This is a genomic window from Elizabethkingia bruuniana (genome assembly GCF_002024805.1).
Classification (GTDB): Bacteria; Bacteroidota; Bacteroidia; order Flavobacteriales; family Weeksellaceae; genus Elizabethkingia; species Elizabethkingia bruuniana.
Window position 1 is genome coordinate 2,462,917 of the sequence record NZ_CP014337.1, and the last position, 18,597, is coordinate 2,481,513.

Below are 18,597 nucleotides of genomic sequence, written 5' to 3' on the forward strand. Positions count from 1 at the left end.
GTGTTGTGTTTTGTCTTGTATTATTTCATCTTCCAGATAGATTTCATCGAGGAATAAAACTGGTGTTCTTCTTCGCTCACCTCATCGTTTGCTTTAATTAGTTTTTTAGCAAACTGACGAAAATCTTTTCTTTCTTTTTCTGTAGAATCATCATAAAAGCACTGTGCATGGAATTCAAAATGTTTCTCCCATTCACCAGGGCTTAGATTGGCTATTATTTCTGTTTCAGCATCAAGGCTTACAAAGAAAGGAAACTCATCTTCTATATATTCTTTAATTACTTTTTCTTCTCCCGGATGAAATTTATAATCTACAGCAGAAAGAATCATTAAAAGATGATATCCTGCGATTGATTTGTTCGATTTATGTGTCATTTTTATATGTTTCTTTTTCAAATTTAGTTATTAAAATTCCATCTTCTATCTTTCTAAAGAAAAATTAGGAATTAAACCCGGACGTTGAGATTCATTGGCTACTTTCCATGAAGTTCTGTACATCCATTCTGTCATCTTATACAGTTTTTTGTAATTGATATTTTCCGACTCGTCCTGAGGGGTATGGTACTGATTGTGCAAAACACTGGTAAAAAACAATGCCGGAATTCCAATCCTTGCATATGGAAGATGATCACTTCTGAAGTAAAAATATTCAGCATGTTCAGGAGAATCCCAATCTTTCAGGTATCTGAATTTTGTTCCTTCATTATTAGCCTCTTCAGCCATTTTCACAAGCTCTTCGGAATTTTTATGCGGAGTATTTCCGCCTAATAAAGCTGCTTCATCATTACTATTCCTCCCGATCATATCCCCGTTCAGTACAGCAACGATTTGCTCTTTTGGAACTACAGGATGTGATGCATGCCATCTGGATCCCAATAATCCTCTTTCTTCAGCACCATGAAATACAAAAAGAATACTTCTTTTACCAGGCTGCAGTTTATAGGCTCTTACCATTGCCAGCATGGCAACACAGGTACTGGCATTATCATCCGCACCATTATAAATTGTATCATTCTTTACAGGATGCCGTATTCCATCATGATCCTGGTGGCCGCTAATCAGAACGTATTCATTTTTTAATTTCGGATCTGTGCCTTCTATTTTGCCGATAACGTTTACAGAAGGATATCTGTAAGTTTCAGTCATCAGATTTAATGAAACTTTAGTACTATTTTTCAACTGGTCTGCATCAGATTTTCTAATCCATACAACAGGCATATTGTTCTCTACTTTCTCTCTCAGACCTTCAACACCATACAATCCTCTTGTCATTTGCGGATATACTTCTACCCAGCTTTTTTCAGCAATGTCATCGGTAATAAATATAATAGCCTTTGCCCCAAGCTTAAAAGCTGTATTATAATATTTTGCTTTTACAAATCCCGGATACCGTCTCTGGAAAAGAAACATATCTTGTTTTATCCCTTTTGCCGAACTGTTGACAACAAGAACTTTTCCTTTAATATTTAATTTTTGTAAGTCTTCCGGTTCTGCATTTCCGGCATATAACATATCAGCATTGATATTAGCATTTACGGGTTCCGTTACCAGAAAGTCTTTCCATAATTTTAAATCACGATCTCCAATCTTCAGACTGCTCTGTGGAGACACCTGGTGTCTGTACATTTCATAAAACTGAAAAAAAGTTCCGTTATCTCCTGCGGGTTTCATTCCGGACTCACTGGCTTTATTAGCCAGCCACATAGATACCTTAAGTTCATCCAGAGTTCCCGCTTCCCTGCCACGAAATTGATCCGCAGCAATCTCGAACATATCTGTTCTAAGATCTGATTCTTTGATAGCTGAAACCAACGGATTTTTATACTGTTGTGCATTGCCCAGACAAAAAAACGCCAGACCAATAACCACTTGTAAATATTTCTTTTTCATTCTGTTAATTAAACCTGGTTACTATGTAAAATATCAGAGCCATCAAGATTCTTAATTATTAAAATAATCTTTTGCTTCCTGCTTGAAAACAATTTTTCCGTTTTCCAGAATCAGTACAAAAGGATTGCTTCGTGCAATAGTTTTTATAGCTGTACCATCCATCGTACCATGTGGCACTTTGGTAAAGGTATTTTCTTGTGTAGAAACCGCATATACTTTAGACTTTCTGCTTAGAAGTCCGTTTTCAATTTTGTTAATCATTTCCTTCGATAGTTTTTCAGGCTTATAGGTAAAGATCATTATAATTCTTGGTTCATTAAGGATCTGCTCAGTAACATCCTGTCCGTCTGAATCTGTAATCTTAAAGTTTTTAATAGTAGAATCGTAACCTTGCTTTTTCAGTTTCTCCTTAGTCTTATCAGACTCTATCTGCCAGGTTTCATCTTTCCAGATATTGGTAGAAAGATAGTCGTTCTGTGACATTGTTTTCTCTTCTCCTGTCTTCGTATTTTTCAGGGTATAGAAAACTTCGTATTCGGAAGGATTAGCTTCTATTTTCGCTTTTTCAGCTTTCAGATCTGTATCGATTTTATAATCTCTGAAGTCTATGTAAGGTTCTCCCAGTATCCCTTTCAATATAATAACAGTAAGGAAAATACAGCTTAACAAAAACAACGTCATTCGTGGGAAACCACTTTTCAGAAAATGTACTTTATTGCTTTCGTCATTTTTATACATTTTAAGCAATATCGCTATCAGTACCAACAATACCATGTCCTTTGTAAAAGAGGTCCATGGTGTCATTTTCAGCGCATCACCAAAACAGCCACAATCCGTTACTACATTGAAGTATGCAGAATAGAAAGTAAGGAAAGCAAAGAATATACAGATGATAAGAAGTGAGAGTAATGTACGTTTTACTCTTATTTTCAGTAACAGCAAAACGCCTAACAGAAGCTCTACTGTAACGACTATTATAGCGATAGGCAATGCCAGTTTTTCCAGAAAAGGAATATTAAACACTGAAGGCGAGAAATACTCTTCCAGTTTAAAGGAAAATCCTACAGGATCTACTGCTTTTACAAAGCCCGATATAATAAATATAATGGCTACAAAAACTCTGATAAATCTTTTCATCTTATATAATTATGGTGTTTAATAAATTTTAGTTCAGCTAACTAATCTTTCATTTTGATGAGACAGAAAACGGCATAGTTCAGCATATCGAAATAGTTGGCATCTAAACCTTCGGAAACTAAAGTTTTTCCTTTGTTATCTTCAATCTGTTTTGTTCTCAGTACTTTTTGGTAGATCAAATCCGTAATAGAAGAAATGCGCATCTCACGCCACGCTTCTCCGTAATCATGGTTTTTACGCAGCATAAGCTCTTTGGCTTCGTTAGCATAATGATCATACAGTTGGATAATCTGTTCCTGATCATCGTCCAGCGATTCGGCAAGTCCTTTTTCAAGCTGAATTAATCCAATAATAGAATAGTTAACGATAGCAATGAATTCTCCCCTTTCGTCTTCATCTACCATTTTTACTGTCGTCATTTGCAGGGTACGGATACGGTTCACTTTTATGTAAATCTGATCGGTAATAGAACTTGGGCGCAATACCCGCCACGCAGCTCCGTAATCGTGCATTTTTTTACTAAACAAATCTCTGCACTCGGAGATTATTTCATCAAACTCAATTGCTGTATTTTGCATAAATTAGCGTTGTAATGCCAAAGATACAAATTTAGCCTAAAGCGAAAAAGCTGATGAACACTTATAAAAAACAACTTTCTGTAAATCATAATTTTAGTATCAATTGCCGTGGAAAATTAGTTTCCCTTGAAAAACCACTCATCATGGGAATTCTGAACCTTACTCCGGATTCTTTCTCTGATGGCGGGCAATTTGGTCAGGAAAAAGCAGCTTTAGAACACGCTGAAAAAATGATTTCGGAAGGAGCTTCTATCATCGATATCGGACCTCAGTCTACCAATCCTAACTCAAAGCAGATTGATGCAAAGGAGGAAATAGAACGCTTGGGTAAAGTAATCTCATTACTAAAAAAAGAGTTTCCGGAAACGCTGATATCTGTTGATACGTTTTATGCTGAGACGGTAAAATATGCAGCTGATGAGGGAATGGATATCATTAATGATATTTCAGGCGGTCAGTTTGATCCCCAAATGTTTAAAACGGCTGCTGAAACGGGATTACCTTATATTCTCATGCATATTAATCCAAGCTTTGGAGAGATGCATGATAAAATACAGCACAAGGACATCACACTTAGTATCAATCAGTTTTTCTCTGAAAAAGTCTGGGAGCTTACAGAACTAAGGGTACACGATATTATATTGGATCCCGGATTTGGATTCGGAAAAACAATAGAAGACCAGTATACAATGACTGAAGAAGCTGAATATTTCGGATTCGGAAGACTTCCTTTACTTATTGGTATTTCCCGAAAATCTTTTATTTACAAATCTCTGGGCAAATCACCTTTGGAAATCGTAGAAGAAACCCAAAAGTTACATTTAAAATTACTGCATAAGGGAGCAAAAATCTTACGGGTACACGATGTTGCTGAAACTAAAAAAACAATTGATCTTTTCCTGAATAATTATTGATTTACTTGTTGTATTGTTAAATCGGTTAATCGTTGAATTGTTTACTCTACATTTTCTAACTCTAATTTCTAACTTCTATTTTCTATTTTCCCGGAATAGGAATCTGTAGGCCATTTTTCACCGTATGCATATTGACAAAAGTTTTAAAACGTTTGATATTGGTATTACTAAAGAATAACTGCCTTGTCAGCAATTCATATTCCTGCATTGTATTGACGACCATTACCAATACGAAATCAACTTCTCCGGTTACATAATAGCATTGCTGGATCTGAGGCACTTTGCTAAAGGTTCTCTCTATTTCGTCTATAAATTCAATTTTATCTGTATCCAGTTCTATTTCTACAAACAAAAGAATTTGGGCGCCTACTTTTTCCGAATCAATTACAGAAATATCTGATGTAATAATTTTATTTTCGCGCATCCGCTTAATACGTCGTTGTACTGCAGCTGCAGAAAGTCCTATTCTATCGCCAATATCCCGTTGCGACGTTTGGTTATCTTTTTGTAAAATATCCAGAATCTGTAAATCGAATTTATCCAAATCTTCCATAAGCAGGTTTAATATGAAACAAAATTGCAAATAAGAGGTTAAAATTAAAGAAAAAACACATGTGTTTTGAAGTAATTTCGTGAAATAAATATGACAAACTAATTTTATTCCTAATCTTTCACAACAAAATGAAAAGTACAAATACAAAAGGCTTTCTTTTAGCACTTATTGCTGCATCATTATGGGGAGTATCCGGCACCTTCGGACAATTTTTATTTCAACAGAGAGGTATTAGCGTAGAATGGATGATTACCGTCCGCATGCTTATTTCTGGTGCAATACTCTTATCGATTGGTGTATTTGGTAAAAACCCCGATTTATGGGCAGTATGGAAAGATAAAAAAGATTCAATAAAACTGGTATTATTCGGAATTACGGGTATGCTAATGGTTCAGTATACTTATTTTGCAGCTATTAAACATTCTAATGCCGCTACTGCTACCGTATTACAATATGCGGGACCTGTAATCATAGCTGTTTACCTGGCCATTAAAAACAAAAAAGCTCCCAGATTTATAGACTTTGTGGCCATAGCTTTTGCGGTTCTTGGTACTTTTATACTGGTAACACATGGTGACATGGGAAGACTAAATATTTCCTCTACCGCTTTATTTTTCGGTATAGCTTCAGCTTTCGCACTGGCTATTTATACTATACAGCCTATAAAGCTTCTCCATAAATATAATTCAGCGGTTATTATTGGCTGGGGAATGCTGATTGGTGGCATTGCTTTTTCCTTTGTAAAAGCTCCATGGCATGCTGAAGGGCATTGGGATACCCAAGCATATCTGTATACTGCATTTATTGTCATCTTCGGAACATTAATTCCATTCTATTTTTACCTGACAGCAGTTCAGCTAATTGGTGGTCAAAAAAGCAGTCTTCTGGCTTCCGGCGAACCACTTTCGGCAACTATTATTGCAGTATTGTGGTTACATGTACCTTTTACTTATATCGACTGGATTGGGAGCTTACTGATCATATCTACAATATTCCTGCTGAGCTATGAAACCAAAAAGGAAAAAACCCTGCGCCTGTCTGGTACCTAATCTTTTAGATTAACAGAGCTTTTACTGACATTTTGCAACGAATACAGAACCAGAAAGTGGTTTAAAGTCCGGAACTGTTTTATTTTCAGATTTTATCCTGTCAAACTTCATTAGGACATCAGTATAATGAAAATCATCACTTTTATAATTTAAACTTTTGGATGGTGCATAAGGATTGACATAAACGTTACGTACCGGATCGTATTTGTATTGAGCTATATCTATTTTTTCGGACATATCATCATTAGTATTGTAAGCATAATTGACAAGTTTAACATCTGTACTATAAGCCATATCAAAAGAGTCTTCTAAAAACTGCAGTTCTTTTTCATTTTTAAAGAATTCTTTTAAATTCTGCTTTTTGATAATCTTACTATCTGTATCAAATAAAGATTTTAATCCTTCTTTTTTTATTTCAAACCGGAATGGATTATGATAAAGATTAGGACTCATATACTGTACAATAAAATCATTATAACCTGCTGTCTGAAAATGCTGCATCATATTCTGCACTTGCAGCTGATAAGGATTGTCTGATTTCGTCTGATCTATAAAAGTCAGAATTTCGGGAAGCTCTTTGGAACGATGTATATAAGGATAGTCAAAACAGTTTGCTTCCTCATTAAAAAAACGCTTCATTTTATTCGGAAAGACACCTACATAAATATCATTAGCAGAGTCGTTTCCGGAAATCATTAACCGCATTCCGCCTTTTATATCCGGATTTTTTCTTGCATAAAGATAAAACGGAGCATCAGGATTTTTAGGAGTCAATGTTATTGTATTTTTATCAATACCCCATGTCCCTTTTATCAGAGTACCCATTGCAACAACTAAAAAGGTATTGTCTTTTTTGATAATAAAAGAAGTACCCCCTCCATTATAGACTCCTTCAACATCTGTATTCTTATATTGAGCCGGGATTAGTGCACCTGACATCAAAAAAAATATAACATATAACCTTATCATAATTTTCATACACTTGCTTTTGATTAAATATATTGTTTTTTTATATACTCTGGCTGCTAAAAACAATATATTTATTCCGCATAAAGCCTGTATTTTAATTTAAATATTTTGTATGAAGATCGAAACCAGTTCCATAATCACAGAGAATCACGATGAAATAATAACCGATTTTCTAAACCAGTACAATCAGGAACGTGCTGTTTCTTTTGAAGATGAAATCAATGAAGATGTGGAAATTGTAATCTATGATGGTGAAAAGATTATTGGTGGAATCGTTGGCCGTTCTTTATGGGGAACCTTAGAAATAAAACGTCTGGCTGTCCATCCGGATTACAGAAACAGAGGTATAGGATCGAAACTGATATCTGCCGCAGAAACAGAAGCTAAAAAAAGAAAATGCAGCTACCTGAGCCTAAATACTTTTTCTTATCAGGCTCCGGAGTTTTATGAAAAATTGGGATTTATAAAAGTAGGAACAGAAGAGGATTTCCCACGTGGATTTTCCCGTTATTTTTATCAGAAGAAGATTTAATCAAAAAGAAAATGATTTGGATTAATTTTATTTAGGCAATTTAAAAATTTCATTCACTAAAGTAAATCAGCCACTTCCATTATCTTTTAACCAGATTTTTGCATAAATTTACGTAAGTATCAAATCTCTCACTTCTCAATCATTCTTTAAAAATCTGGAAATGACGCATCATCATTTAGAAAAACATTATGTAAATCGTGTAGGCTGGCTAAGGGCTGCTGTTCTTGGGGCTAATGATGGTATTTTATCTACTACCAGTATCACGATTGGTGTAGCTGCCGCTACACCTTCCAGAGAAGCAATTATACTAGCTGCATTAGCAGGTCTTGTTGCCGGCGCAATGTCTATGGCTGCTGGCGAATATGTATCGGTAAGTTCTCAGGCTGATACGGAGAAAGCTGATTTGGAAAGAGAAGCTAAAGAGTTAGAACGTATTCCTGAGATAGAATTGAAAGAACTGGCCAAAATATATGAAGCTCGTGGACTAAACTCTGAACTGGCTTTAGAAGTAGCAGAGGAACTCACAAAACATGATGCTTTGGAAGCCCATGCCCGTGATGAATTGGGGATCAACGAAATTACAACGGCAAGACCATTGCAAGCTGCTGCTTCATCATTTGCCTCATTTACTGTAGGAGCCATATTACCATTTCTTGTGGCCATATTTGCGCCAATACCACAAATGCTGTATTACGAATATGGTTTTTCCATTATATTCCTCATGATTCTGGGGGCTGTAGCCGCTAAAGCCGGAGGTTCTAAAATAAGTACTGCAGTTATAAGAATTTGTTTCTGGGGGACTGCTGCAATGGCACTAACTGCTCTGGTAGGCTACCTATTCGGAGTCAATGCTTCATAAATTAAATAATAAAATATTATGTGGTGGATTTATGCACTTCTTTCTGCTTTATTTGCTTCGCTCACTGCAGTATTTGCTAAAATAGGTATTTCCAACATCAATTCTAATCTTGCAACAGCCATCCGTACAGTGGTTGTACTGGTTATGATATGGGGAATTGTTATTGTCCGTGGGGAGACAAAAGAAATAACCAGTCTCTCCAAAACCAATATTATATTTTTAGCAATATCCGGAATAGCAACCGGACTATCCTGGATATTCTATTTTAAGGCTTTACAAATGGGAGATGTATCTAAAGTGGCACCTATAGACAAACTAAGTATAGCTCTCACGATTATATTAGCCGCTGTATTTTTGCGCGAAACAATAGATACAAAAACAGCAATTGGTGCAGGGCTAATTATTGCCGGAACAATTGTTTTATTGCTAAAATAATTAGTTCTGAGATAATTTCTCCGTGAATGTCTTATTGAAGATTTCTTTATCGGCTTTCAACTGATCAATAGTTTGGGGCAGAATATAAGTTGTTACTACTTTATCATCTTTATCCAAGAAGATAATCTGCTTCTCTTCCCCATCTACCATTTTCTCGAAAACGTCCCACATAGAAGCATCCTGTAGCTTTAGTAATTCAAAAAACTCCTCGGTTTTTATCTGAATATTTTTCATGCTGCAAAAGTAAAAAAGCTTCTCCATCCGTCAAAGCTTCCTTAGAAAATATAAATGTATTTTTTATGTTTAGCGAAACATTCCAAAATTGTGTTTTTATTAAATAAAAGAAGGCGTAAAACCCTTAGATTTTACGCCTTCCCTTCTAAACAAATATGAAAAAAATTATTTTTCTACTTTACGTTGCAAAACTTCATCTACCATACCGAAGTTTTTAGCTTCTTCGGAAGTCATCCAGTAATCTCTGTCGGAAGACTTCTCTACCCATTCATAAGTCTGACCTGAATGGTGAGCGATAATATCGTATAATTCTGTTTTTAATTTCAACATTTCACGAAGGTTGATTTCCATATCGGAAGCTACCCCCTGAGCACCTCCGCTTGGCTGATGAATCATAACTCTTGAATGCTTTAGAGCAGAACGCTTACCTTTTTCTCCAGCTACTAATAATACAGCACCCATAGACGCTGCCATACCTGTACAGATTGTAGCTACATCCGGCTTAATAATCTGCATGGTATCATATATTCCTAATCCGGCATATACACTACCACCAGGAGAGTTGATATAAATCTGAATATCTTTAGCAGGATCAGCGCTTTCCAGGAATAATAACTGAGCTGTTACAATATTGGCAACCTGATCATCGATCCCAGTTCCAAGGAAGATAATTCTGTCCATCATCAAACGGGAGAAAACGTCCATTTGCGCTACATTTAAACGACGCTCTTCCATGATGTACGGCGTTAAATTGGTTGGACCATATATACCCATATACTGATCAGCAGCAAGACCATTCACTCCAAGGTGTTTTACTGCATAATCTCTAAATTCTTTTTTAATATCCATTGAATTAATTTTTCTATTGTGTTACTAATTTTGTTCCAAACGAATATACGGACATTCTGGCAGAAATTAATTACAATATCCTGTATAATACTTTGTCCAGCTCCATTTTAAGCCTGGTGAGTTTTACAATTGTGGCATAATACTGTACATCATTACCAGGGTCTTCCTGCACTTTTACCTGTAAGTCCTTTATAATCTTCAGTATATACTCCCGTTTATGACGGAGAATAATATCCTGAACCATCTTTTCTACAACATCTTCTTCCGAACTAAAATAAATATTGAACTTATTCCAGTCACTTAACTGATAAGGATCGATCAATGCGTCTGCTACTTTTTGGTTCACCTCTTCATCCATCAGGCTAAAGAAAAATTGCCCGGAACGTAATTCATTTTTTTCAGCACCCTTACGTATTTCATCTATAATTTTCTGATGCAGAGGGATCTGAATTTCATAAGAATCTTCATCAAAATGATTTAAAATCTCCTGAATAACAGAAGACTTTACCATTCCCTCTTCTTTCTTTCTTACAATTTCTTTATCACCATATTTCAGCATAAGTTCGACCAGTTTTTCCTCCAATAGCAACAACGGATTGATGGTTTCAATCTGGGACATCTCCACTTTTTCCAGTTTAGGCTGGATTTGCGGTGCTTTAGGTTTTTCCTGATGCTGTATTCCGGTTTTCTGGACCTGTAGTTCATTGAACAGGTTTTGCTCGGAAACATGTAATAATTTGGATGCCTGCTGTATAAATATCTCCTGTTGAAGATTGTTCGGAACAAAGGCTATACTCTTTACAACTTCCTTTATCAGATCTGCTCTTTTAAAAGGGTCGTCTCCGGCATCTTTCTGAAGAACATCTATTTTGAAGTGAATAAAATCTACTGCATGCTCTGCGATATAGCTTTTTACATAGTCCTGTGGAAAGGCTTTGGCAAAACTATCGGGATCATGTCCATCCGGAAACAGCATTACCTTAATGTTCATCCCGTCTTCTAAAAGGAGATCGATACTTCTGAATGAGGCCTTAATTCCGGCAGCATCACCATCGAACAGGATTGTTACATTAGGCGTAAGCCTTTTGATTAGTTTGATCTGCTCTTTTGTCAGGGCTGTACCACTACTGGCTACAACATTTTCTATTCCTGCCTGGTGTAGTGAAATAACATCCATATAACCTTCCACAAGAAGGCAATGATTCTCTTTGGATATTGCTTGTTTAGACTGGGCAATTCCATAGAGTACGTTGGATTTATGATAAATCTCGGTCTCTGGTGAGTTGAGATATTTGGCTGTCTTTACATTACTTTTCAGGATTCTGGCACCGAAACCTAATACTCTTCCTGAAAAACTAAGAATAGGAAAAATTACCCGTTCGCGGAAACGGTCGATACCATCAGGGGCATTTTCCGGAAAAATAGATAATCCGGATTTCTCCAGGAGGTCTTTATCATAGCCCTTTTCTTTAGCAGATTTGGTAAAAGCATTCTTAAGTTCCGGTGAATATCCTAACTGGAACTTTTTCAGAACCTCATCATTCAGCCCTCTTTCTCGGAAATAGGACAAACCAATATTTTGCCCTTCTTCAGTATCATACAACTGCTCCTGAAAGAAATTATTGGCAACCTCATGGATTTTATATAATAGCTCCCGCTGATTACGGGATTCTTTTTCAGCTTCTGATATCTCCTGAACATCTTCTTCTATCTCAATTCCATATTTCTTAGCCAGATGACGTAATGCTTCAGGATAGGTAAAGTTTTCGATTTCCATCAGGAAAGACACTGCAGTTCCCCCTTTTCCGGAACTAAAATCTTTCCAGATCTGCTTACTTGGTGACACTACAAATGAAGGCGACTTTTCATCATGAAAAGGACTTAGCCCCTTAAAGTTTCCACCAGCACGTTTTAGCTGTACATATTCACCAACCACCTCTTCCACTCTTACAGCGGAGAAAATTTTATCTATTGTGGTTTTCGAAATCATACTAAGTTTTTAAAAAGTAAAAATATTAATTTATTTATTGAAGAAAAAAAGAGATTGCTAAAAGCAATCTCAATCTATCTGTATATCAGGGAAAATTAATTAGACCCTTCTATTTCTTTTTTCTTATCTCCGCCCGAAAGTAATTTAATAGCAACTGGAGCTGTAGTGATAATCACGATAATAATAATGATCCACTCCAAATGACTCTTCAAATCGATATTGAACTGATCCTGGAAAAATTTATCCAGATAATGTCCTGCATATACCAAAGAGAATGACCAAAGTACCCCTCCAATTACATTATAAACAAAGAAACGTCCTTTGTCCATTTTCACAATTCCGGCAACAATAGGAGCAAATGTTCTTACAACCGGAAGAAATCTAGCCATAATAACAGCTACTTTACCATGATCTTCGAAGAAATCATGCGCCTTGAACAGGTATTTCTTTTTGAATATCCAGGTATCTTTTCTTTCATACAACATTGGTCCGCTTTTGTAACCAAACCAGTATCCTACCATATTACCAATAATAGCAGCTATAGCTATTAACGAAGCTAATATAGTAGTATCTATAAAATCACTTCCTGTAGAGCCGAAACTCTCTGATATAATCTTGGTCGCATATATTCCGGAAACAAACAGAAGACTATCTCCTGGTAAGAAGAAACCTACAAATAAGCCAGTTTCAGCAAAAATAATAAACAATACAATCCAAAGCCCTCCATTCGTAATATAAAAATCGGGATTTAACAGATCTTTCCAACTTTCCATTCAGTAGATTTATATGATTGACAAATATAAATAAAATTAAAAACTTCTAATGACAGAATCTATTTAATCTTTTGTTAAAATTAAGCTCAAACTTTATTTGGCATCCAGAAGTATGGCCAGCTGAATGCAGTTTCCGTCCGATCGATTACTCCATGCATGATTCGTGCCACGCTGAATGACAATATCTCCAGCCTTTAATAATGTTTCGCCTTCCTCCAAAATCAAATATATTTCACCGGAAAGAATCACAATATAATCCAGCGTTTTAGTCTCGTGCATTAATGGATGCGGCTGACCTTCTTTCACCTCTATTCCTAATTCTTTATCAGGCGGAATGCTTACATACCTGAAGTAAGTACCATTTGTCGGAACTTTTGGGATAGGTGTATTCTCTATAACAAGAGTTTTCTCCAAATCTACCGGGAAAGTATCGGTTGACCAAATATCAGAAAGCACAAGGCCTTTAATATCCTCATTTATGTTGGTTACAATACTATCTTCTGCTATTACAGACTTTCCATCTTTAATACCTGTAACAACTCTTCTTGGGATTTTAGGAATTTCTGACATTTTTATTCTTTAAAATATATCTTCTTCTTCAGAACTCTGTCCTTCATTCATTAAGAAGGCTTTTAGGAATGGTGTGATATTACCATTCATTACACCATCCACATCAGATGTTTCGTAAGCAGAACGCACATCCTTCACTAGTTTATACGGATGCATTACATAGTTACGAATCTGGCTTCCCCATTCAATCTTCATTTTGTTAGCTTCAATCTCGTTACGGGCTTTCATACGCTCTTCCAATTCGATTTCGTATAGTCTGGATCTTAGGAGCTGCATTGCCTTTTCTTTGTTTTGTAACTGCGAACGGCTTTCGGAGTTTTCTATAATAATACCCGTTGGAGCATGTCGTAGACGCACAGCTGTTTCTACCTTGTTTACGTTCTGTCCGCCGGCACCGCTGGCACGCATTGTTTCAAACGTTATATCGGCCGGATTAATATTAATCTCAATAGTATCATCTACCAAAGGATATACATATACAGAAACAAAGCTGGTATGTCTCTTCGCATTAGAGTCAAAAGGAGAAATACGTACCAATCGGTGTACTCCGTTCTCTCCTTTCAAGTAACCAAAAGCATAATCACCATCTATTTCCAGTGTCACTGTTTTTACTCCTGCAACATCACCTTCCTGATAGTTAAGTTCTTTTACCTTGAAGCCTTGTTTTTCTGCCCACATTACATACATCCGCATGAGCATACTTGCCCAATCACAGCTTTCTGTTCCGCCTGCACCTGCTGTAATCTGAACTACAGCCGACAATTCATCACCTTCATTGGATAGCATATTGCGGAATTCCAATTCTTCAATTTTTTCAACCAGCTGAGGAAAAGCCTCATCTAATTCTTTTTCGCTTTCAGGATCTTCTTTTGCAAACTCCTGCAGAACTAATAAATCTTCAAAAGTACTTCTGATTTCATCATAACCTTCTACCCATCTCTTTTTTCCACGAAGTTGCTTCAAAAAGACTTCCGCTTCTTTAGGGTCATTCCAAAATTCAGGAGCAGCTGTTTTCTCATCATCATTAACAATTTCTATCCGCTTTTTTTCAATCTGTAGATATTTATATAGATCATCGATGCGTTTTAGCACATCTTTTGTTTGCTCATTATTTATCATTCCGCAAAGATAAAACTTCGACAACGAATGCTAAGAATAATTTAATATTTAACAAATAATTCTGATTTTTCAAAAAAACCGCTATATTTACTACTATAGTAGACATCTGACATCTATTCAACACACAAATACAAATAAATAAAAACACATTTTTTAAACAAACACACAACAGATTTGATGGAAAAAATACGAGAATTGTTTGATAATATTATCGAGCTAACTGATGCTGAATTTAATTACTACCTACAGAAAATATCCAGTAAAGATTATAAGAAAGGAGACATTATAACGCCTAAAGGAAGTATAGAGCGTTATGCCTACTACATTGAAAAAGGTATTGTCAGACGTTTTATTGAAAGAGGTGAAGCCGAGGCTACTTTCTATTTTGCTTTCGAACAGGACTTTGTTTCTGCATATGATTCTTTCATCACTCAGACTCCGTGTAGATATTCATTACAAGCACTGGAAGACACCAGCCTTTTAAGAATATCGTGGCATGATGTTCAGGATCTCTATCAGCAATCTGCAAAATGGGACAAAATCGGACGCATACTGAATGAGCAAGCTTATGTAGAAAGGTCTGACAGGGAATTTTCTTTACTGACCAAATCTCCGCAGGAAAGATATGAAAGCCTGTTCAAACAAAATCCGGAAGTCATAAAAAGAATTCCGTTAAAGTATATTGCATCTTATATCGGAGTGACTCCACAGGCTTTAAGCAGGATCAGAAGGCGGATTTTTTAACCTAAATTCATTTCCAGCCATCAAAAAAAGCCATACTTTTGTTGAGGTTTTTGACTTCAAGAATAAAACCTTTCTCAAATCTCAAACTCACAAATGAAAAAAAAGCACCTAGGCTTTGAGAAAAAATTTATTGCCTGATTAATTCAGGCAATATTTTTCTTCAGTTGGTTTTATATTAGTCTTCATCATCCTGATTAAATCCTATTTTCCGTATAGGCTCTTCTTTAATACGATAATGATCCAATTCTTCACTTAGTTTCTGTATACGTAACGGGAATTCCGTAGAAAGATTCTGATTAAACTCCGAGATAAAAACAGCGCACTGATTCAGATACTCAGGAGTAAGTTTTGCTAAAGACTCGCTTAAAGCGGCATTAATAATCTTTTCAGAAATCATAACATTCTGTCCCTGCAGGCGCATATATTCAGAATGCAGCCTTTTCTTTATTCCCTGAGTAAAATCAATCATCATGGTATTAGAGAATAGCTTCATTTTCTCCGCAGTTTCTTCCCAGAAAGGCTTTTTATCAGCTTTATTATCTCTCAGAATTTTCAGAAGCGGAGAACTTTCTACCAAATCTTTCATCATATGATACAGAATTAACTGTGCTCTCTCATCTTCATTGGGTGGAAAAACAGGAATGAGCAGATCAAATCTACCCGGCGCCAGTATTTCTTCATCGAATCCGACAAGAGCATCTGTAGAACCTACAAATAAAGCTTCATCTTTCAGATTATTCTGTATAGCGTGCAAAATGGCACTCTTAACTTCCAATGCCTCTGGTGTTAATACAACATCAGCTGTTTTTTCCAATGCTACATCTTCAAAATGCTCCATAAACAGTAATGTCTTGGGCTTTTTCATTTTACCAAAGAGAAAATCTTTAAACTTTCTCATTTTACCGTCATTATAACGCACCGAAAGATAGTCGTTTCTTACTTCTACAAAGTCATAGCCTATCATTTCTGCTATTTTCTTAGCCCAGAAAATTTTACCGCTACCGGGAGGGCCATACAGTATAATACCTGCAGGTTTTGCAATTCCCCAATTTTCCAGCTGATTTGGATTAATAAAAGGTTCTATAATATCCGTAACATAAAAAAACAGATCTCTGTATCCTATAAAGTTATGCTGTGTAAGCGGTGTTTGTTTTCCAAAATAATTATAGATAAAGTTATAATCTCCGCCCAGCTTGTTGTCTATACCATAACTGGAAACACTCGTTTTATAACCGTTGGCCTCAAACAAGTTTGGACATTCTTTTTTTAAGACTTCATCTACCTGTTCTACAGGCTTCTTGATACGTTGTGCAATCTCCTCAGATGTTTTCTCAGCGCGAATATCTTCAGCATATTTCTTTAGAAAATCTGCATTCTCTTCTGCAAACTGTACAAAGTTATCTTTAAGATTCAGCTGTCCATCCATTACATCCTCTACTCCCAGATCAAAATCCTGTATAAACTGTTTTATACTCTCCTTAGAAATTGTAAGATCATTTGTAAGTTCTGCTAGTTTCATCCGTTTTGAAATTTTAATTCAAGATACAACTATTTCATTAGAATTCTCCCCGATTGTAACATTTATGTTTTTTTAACTACTATTAAATAAAACTAAAAATGGAAAAAGTTTTATCCGTCAGGAATCTTACAAAGAAATTTAAAAGAACGGTTGTAAACAATATTTCGTTCGATGTTGAACAAGGAAATGTCTATGGACTTCTTGGCCCCAATGGAAGTGGAAAATCAACAACATTCGGAATGCTTCTCACAACTATTAATCCAACTTCCGGCGAATGGTACTGGTTTGGCAAAAAAGGAACAACCACAGAAACTTTAAAAAAGATAGGAGCCATTATTGAGCAACCTAATTTCTATCCTTACCTGAGTGCTGCTAAAAACCTGAAAATTGTTGCTGAAATTAAAGGAACTCCTTATTCGGAAATAGATAAAGTACTTTCTACAGTTGGTCTTCTCGAAAGAAAAGATGATCCTTTCAGAACTTTTTCTCTGGGAATGAAACAGCGTCTGGCAATAGCCTCTGCATTATTGAACAATCCACAAGTTTTAATTCTGGATGAACCAACAAACGGACTGGATCCTGAAGGGATAATTCAGATCCGGAACATCATTTCTGATATAGCCAAACAAGGTATCACCATTATTATCGCAAGCCACCTTCTGGATGAGATCGAAAAAATATGCAGTCATGTTATTGTACTAAAAGAAGGAAATGCAATATACAGTGGCAGTGTTGATGGTATGACCAACTCCAAAGGTTACTTTGAACTGAGAGCAGACAATAATGATTTACTTCTTAAAATACTTGAAGAACTTAACCTGTTTTCGGATTTAAAACAGAACGGAGAGATTATCATTGCCAATATCCATGAAGATTTATCGGCTTCAGAGCTTAACAGAAAAATCTCTGAAAAAGGTATCTACCTTTCTCACCTAGCCAAAAAGAAACAATCTCTTGAAGCTCAATTCCTTGAACTTGTAAAAAAATAACCACGATGAAAAGATTAATCGCAATAGAATACTATAAAAACCTTACTTACAGGCCATTCAAAGTATTTACAACCTTATATTTCATTATATTAATAGCCCTGCTGTTTATCGGACTTATCGATATAAAATTTTCAGAAGGCTTTCAGATCAATTTAAAAGATCAGGGAATTTATAATTTTCCGGAAATTTGGAATTTCACAACCTGGATTGTTGCCCTTCTGAAAATATTCCTTGGGCTTATTATTGTTTTTTCTATTTGTCAGGAATTCACAAACCGAATGTTTAAACAAAACACCATTGACGGGCTCAGCAGAGAGGAATTTATAGGCTCCAAACTGCTTACAATTTTTATATTCACTTTTATCTCCACTCTTATTGTTTTTGGTATTACTCTGGCAATAGGTCTTTCCTATTCAGAATCGACACAATCTGAATTAATTTTCAAAGAAATATTTTTCATAGGTCACTATTTCCTGAAATTGTTTACGTTCTTTAGTTTCCTCATGTTCCTGTCTATTCTTTTAAGAAAATCCATCTTTGTATTGCTTGCATCTTTTATGTGGTGGATTGCTGAAGCTATTTTTGGTGGTATTGAGAGCTATTCCAAATTCAGAGGATTGAATAATGAGCAGGCAGCAACTGTAATGCATGATTCATTTTTCATTTCAAAAATCCTTCCGTTGGAAAGTATGTCTCAACTGATTCCTAATCCGGTAATGAGACTAAAAGCCATGAAAATATTTGGTGTTCCGTATAAATTTGAATATCCTACCGAAAGTGTTATTGCATGTATTTTCTGGTGTATATTATTCGTTTATGGTTCTTACTATATCCTGAAGAAAAGAGACTGGTAAATCCATTCTGACTGATATTATATCAGCATAAATTCAGATCA

Annotated in this window: 21 protein-coding genes; 8 read left to right on the top strand and 13 right to left on the bottom strand. The window is 35.8% G+C overall.

Annotated features, from left to right (window positions below; all coding sequences use genetic code 11):
- Positions 1–20: 20 nt before the first annotated feature.
- Genes AYC65_RS11440 through AYC65_RS11455 form a run of 4 tightly spaced genes read right to left on the bottom strand, consistent with a single transcriptional unit; the run spans position 21 to position 3,604 of the window.
- Positions 21–374 carry a hypothetical protein gene (locus AYC65_RS11440; protein ID WP_034871100.1) on the bottom strand — a complete coding sequence of 118 codons (354 nt, stop codon included), beginning with the start codon at positions 372–374 and terminating at the stop codon, positions 21–23.
- Between the two features lie 45 nt (positions 375–419).
- On the bottom strand, positions 420–1,889 hold the full coding sequence (locus tag AYC65_RS11445; protein WP_034871101.1) for a M28 family peptidase: 1,470 nt from the start codon (positions 1,887–1,889) through the stop codon (positions 420–422).
- A gap of 51 nt (positions 1,890–1,940) precedes the next feature.
- Entirely contained in the window at positions 1,941–3,026 is a 1,086-nt protein-coding gene (locus tag AYC65_RS11450; RefSeq protein WP_034871102.1) for a BT_3928 family protein, read from the bottom strand.
- 41 nt (positions 3,027–3,067) lie between these two features.
- Entirely contained in the window at positions 3,068–3,604 is a 537-nt protein-coding gene (locus tag AYC65_RS11455; RefSeq protein WP_034871103.1) for a DUF1599 domain-containing protein, read from the bottom strand.
- A 53-nt stretch (positions 3,605–3,657) separates the two neighbouring features.
- Here AYC65_RS11455 and folP point away from each other — a divergent pair, with 53 nt between their 5' ends.
- Positions 3,658–4,518 carry a dihydropteroate synthase gene (folP, locus tag AYC65_RS11460; protein ID WP_052114770.1) on the top strand — a complete coding sequence of 287 codons (861 nt, stop codon included), beginning with the start codon at positions 3,658–3,660 and terminating at the stop codon, positions 4,516–4,518.
- Between the two features lie 82 nt (positions 4,519–4,600).
- Here the strand turns inward: folP and AYC65_RS11465 are convergent, their stop codons facing one another.
- Positions 4,601–5,071 (bottom strand): Lrp/AsnC family transcriptional regulator, encoded by a 471-nt coding sequence (locus AYC65_RS11465; protein ID WP_034871104.1) that lies wholly within the window; start codon positions 5,069–5,071, stop codon positions 4,601–4,603.
- A 128-nt stretch (positions 5,072–5,199) separates the two neighbouring features.
- Between AYC65_RS11465 and AYC65_RS11470 the strand changes: the two genes are divergently transcribed.
- The gene (locus AYC65_RS11470; protein WP_034871105.1) at positions 5,200–6,120 is read left to right on the top strand and encodes a DMT family transporter; all 921 of its coding nucleotides are present in this window, start codon (positions 5,200–5,202) and stop codon (positions 6,118–6,120) included.
- Positions 6,121–6,141: 21 nt separating this feature from the next.
- On the opposite strand, the gene AYC65_RS11475 is transcribed toward AYC65_RS11470, so the two are convergent.
- On the bottom strand, positions 6,142–7,059 hold the full coding sequence (locus AYC65_RS11475; RefSeq protein WP_234300316.1) for a hypothetical protein: 918 nt from the start codon (positions 7,057–7,059) through the stop codon (positions 6,142–6,144).
- A gap of 142 nt (positions 7,060–7,201) precedes the next feature.
- Between AYC65_RS11475 and AYC65_RS11480 the strand changes: the two genes are divergently transcribed.
- The 3 genes from AYC65_RS11480 to AYC65_RS11490 all read left to right on the top strand — a co-directional run bounded on the left by AYC65_RS11480 (position 7,202) and on the right by AYC65_RS11490 (position 8,915).
- Positions 7,202–7,621: a GNAT family N-acetyltransferase gene (locus tag AYC65_RS11480; RefSeq protein WP_034871107.1), complete on the top strand. Its 420-nt coding sequence runs from the start codon at positions 7,202–7,204 to the stop codon at positions 7,619–7,621.
- 160 nt (positions 7,622–7,781) lie between these two features.
- Positions 7,782–8,480, top strand: coding sequence for a VIT1/CCC1 transporter family protein (locus AYC65_RS11485; protein ID WP_034871108.1), 699 nt, complete (start codon positions 7,782–7,784; stop codon positions 8,478–8,480).
- An 18-nt stretch (positions 8,481–8,498) separates the two neighbouring features.
- The gene (locus tag AYC65_RS11490) at positions 8,499–8,915 is read left to right on the top strand and encodes an EamA family transporter (RefSeq protein ID WP_034871109.1); all 417 of its coding nucleotides are present in this window, start codon (positions 8,499–8,501) and stop codon (positions 8,913–8,915) included.
- Here the strand turns inward: AYC65_RS11490 and AYC65_RS11495 are convergent, their stop codons facing one another.
- From AYC65_RS11495 to prfB, 6 genes are all read right to left on the bottom strand, one after another.
- Positions 8,916–9,149 (bottom strand): hypothetical protein, encoded by a 234-nt coding sequence (locus tag AYC65_RS11495; protein WP_034871110.1) that lies wholly within the window; start codon positions 9,147–9,149, stop codon positions 8,916–8,918.
- A 165-nt stretch (positions 9,150–9,314) separates the two neighbouring features.
- The gene (gene clpP / locus AYC65_RS11500; protein ID WP_034871111.1) at positions 9,315–9,998 is read right to left on the bottom strand and encodes an ATP-dependent Clp endopeptidase proteolytic subunit ClpP; all 684 of its coding nucleotides are present in this window, start codon (positions 9,996–9,998) and stop codon (positions 9,315–9,317) included.
- A gap of 70 nt (positions 9,999–10,068) precedes the next feature.
- Positions 10,069–11,988, bottom strand: coding sequence for a DNA primase (gene dnaG, locus AYC65_RS11505; RefSeq protein WP_034871112.1), 1,920 nt, complete (start codon positions 11,986–11,988; stop codon positions 10,069–10,071).
- Between the two features lie 95 nt (positions 11,989–12,083).
- On the bottom strand, positions 12,084–12,761 hold the full coding sequence (locus tag AYC65_RS11510) for a DedA family protein (protein WP_034871113.1): 678 nt from the start codon (positions 12,759–12,761) through the stop codon (positions 12,084–12,086).
- Between the two features lie 93 nt (positions 12,762–12,854).
- Positions 12,855–13,331, bottom strand: coding sequence for a cupin domain-containing protein (locus AYC65_RS11515; protein ID WP_034871114.1), 477 nt, complete (start codon positions 13,329–13,331; stop codon positions 12,855–12,857).
- 9 nt (positions 13,332–13,340) lie between these two features.
- Complete coding sequence (prfB, locus tag AYC65_RS11520) at positions 13,341–14,450, bottom strand: peptide chain release factor 2 (RefSeq protein WP_034871115.1); 1,110 nt, start codon at positions 14,448–14,450, stop codon at positions 13,341–13,343.
- A gap of 177 nt (positions 14,451–14,627) precedes the next feature.
- Here prfB and AYC65_RS11525 point away from each other — a divergent pair, with 177 nt between their 5' ends.
- Positions 14,628–15,194, top strand: coding sequence for a Crp/Fnr family transcriptional regulator (locus tag AYC65_RS11525; protein ID WP_034871116.1), 567 nt, complete (start codon positions 14,628–14,630; stop codon positions 15,192–15,194).
- Positions 15,195–15,369: 175 nt separating this feature from the next.
- Here the strand turns inward: AYC65_RS11525 and AYC65_RS11530 are convergent, their stop codons facing one another.
- On the bottom strand, positions 15,370–16,713 hold the full coding sequence (locus AYC65_RS11530; RefSeq protein ID WP_034871117.1) for an AAA family ATPase: 1,344 nt from the start codon (positions 16,711–16,713) through the stop codon (positions 15,370–15,372).
- A 98-nt stretch (positions 16,714–16,811) separates the two neighbouring features.
- Here AYC65_RS11530 and AYC65_RS11535 point away from each other — a divergent pair, with 98 nt between their 5' ends.
- Together AYC65_RS11535 and AYC65_RS11540 are read left to right on the top strand one after the other, a co-directional pair.
- Positions 16,812–17,702, top strand: a complete 891-nt coding sequence (locus AYC65_RS11535) for an ABC transporter ATP-binding protein (protein ID WP_034871118.1) — start codon at positions 16,812–16,814, stop codon at positions 17,700–17,702.
- Positions 17,703–17,707: 5 nt separating this feature from the next.
- Complete coding sequence (locus AYC65_RS11540) at positions 17,708–18,556, top strand: ABC transporter permease (protein WP_034871119.1); 849 nt, start codon at positions 17,708–17,710, stop codon at positions 18,554–18,556.
- Positions 18,557–18,597: the final 41 nt, after the last annotated feature.

What these genes read in the sequence shown, in the direction of transcription:
- AYC65_RS11440 (WP_034871100.1), bottom strand. Translation starts at nt 374, where the DNA reads ATGACACATAAATCGAACAAATCAATCGCAGGATATCATCTTTTAATG.
- AYC65_RS11445 (WP_034871101.1), bottom strand. Translation starts at nt 1,889, where the DNA reads ATGAAAAAGAAATATTTACAAGTGGTTATTGGTCTGGCGTTTTTTTGT.
- AYC65_RS11450 (WP_034871102.1), bottom strand. Translation starts at nt 3,026, where the DNA reads ATGAAAAGATTTATCAGAGTTTTTGTAGCCATTATATTTATTATATCG.
- AYC65_RS11455 (WP_034871103.1), bottom strand. Translation starts at nt 3,604, where the DNA reads ATGCAAAATACAGCAATTGAGTTTGATGAAATAATCTCCGAGTGCAGA.
- folP (WP_052114770.1), top strand. Translation starts at nt 3,658, where the DNA reads ATGAACACTTATAAAAAACAACTTTCTGTAAATCATAATTTTAGTATC.
- AYC65_RS11465 (WP_034871104.1), bottom strand. Translation starts at nt 5,071, where the DNA reads ATGGAAGATTTGGATAAATTCGATTTACAGATTCTGGATATTTTACAA.
- AYC65_RS11470 (WP_034871105.1), top strand. Translation starts at nt 5,200, where the DNA reads ATGAAAAGTACAAATACAAAAGGCTTTCTTTTAGCACTTATTGCTGCA.
- AYC65_RS11475 (WP_234300316.1), bottom strand. Translation starts at nt 7,059, where the DNA reads ATGTCAGGTGCACTAATCCCGGCTCAATATAAGAATACAGATGTTGAA.
- AYC65_RS11480 (WP_034871107.1), top strand. Translation starts at nt 7,202, where the DNA reads ATGAAGATCGAAACCAGTTCCATAATCACAGAGAATCACGATGAAATA.
- AYC65_RS11485 (WP_034871108.1), top strand. Translation starts at nt 7,782, where the DNA reads ATGACGCATCATCATTTAGAAAAACATTATGTAAATCGTGTAGGCTGG.
- AYC65_RS11490 (WP_034871109.1), top strand. Translation starts at nt 8,499, where the DNA reads ATGTGGTGGATTTATGCACTTCTTTCTGCTTTATTTGCTTCGCTCACT.
- AYC65_RS11495 (WP_034871110.1), bottom strand. Translation starts at nt 9,149, where the DNA reads ATGAAAAATATTCAGATAAAAACCGAGGAGTTTTTTGAATTACTAAAG.
- clpP (WP_034871111.1), bottom strand. Translation starts at nt 9,998, where the DNA reads ATGGATATTAAAAAAGAATTTAGAGATTATGCAGTAAAACACCTTGGA.
- dnaG (WP_034871112.1), bottom strand. Translation starts at nt 11,988, where the DNA reads ATGATTTCGAAAACCACAATAGATAAAATTTTCTCCGCTGTAAGAGTG.
- AYC65_RS11510 (WP_034871113.1), bottom strand. Translation starts at nt 12,761, where the DNA reads ATGGAAAGTTGGAAAGATCTGTTAAATCCCGATTTTTATATTACGAAT.
- AYC65_RS11515 (WP_034871114.1), bottom strand. Translation starts at nt 13,331, where the DNA reads ATGTCAGAAATTCCTAAAATCCCAAGAAGAGTTGTTACAGGTATTAAA.
- prfB (WP_034871115.1), bottom strand. Translation starts at nt 14,450, where the DNA reads ATGATAAATAATGAGCAAACAAAAGATGTGCTAAAACGCATCGATGAT.
- AYC65_RS11525 (WP_034871116.1), top strand. Translation starts at nt 14,628, where the DNA reads ATGGAAAAAATACGAGAATTGTTTGATAATATTATCGAGCTAACTGAT.
- AYC65_RS11530 (WP_034871117.1), bottom strand. Translation starts at nt 16,713, where the DNA reads ATGAAACTAGCAGAACTTACAAATGATCTTACAATTTCTAAGGAGAGT.
- AYC65_RS11535 (WP_034871118.1), top strand. Translation starts at nt 16,812, where the DNA reads ATGGAAAAAGTTTTATCCGTCAGGAATCTTACAAAGAAATTTAAAAGA.
- AYC65_RS11540 (WP_034871119.1), top strand. Translation starts at nt 17,708, where the DNA reads ATGAAAAGATTAATCGCAATAGAATACTATAAAAACCTTACTTACAGG.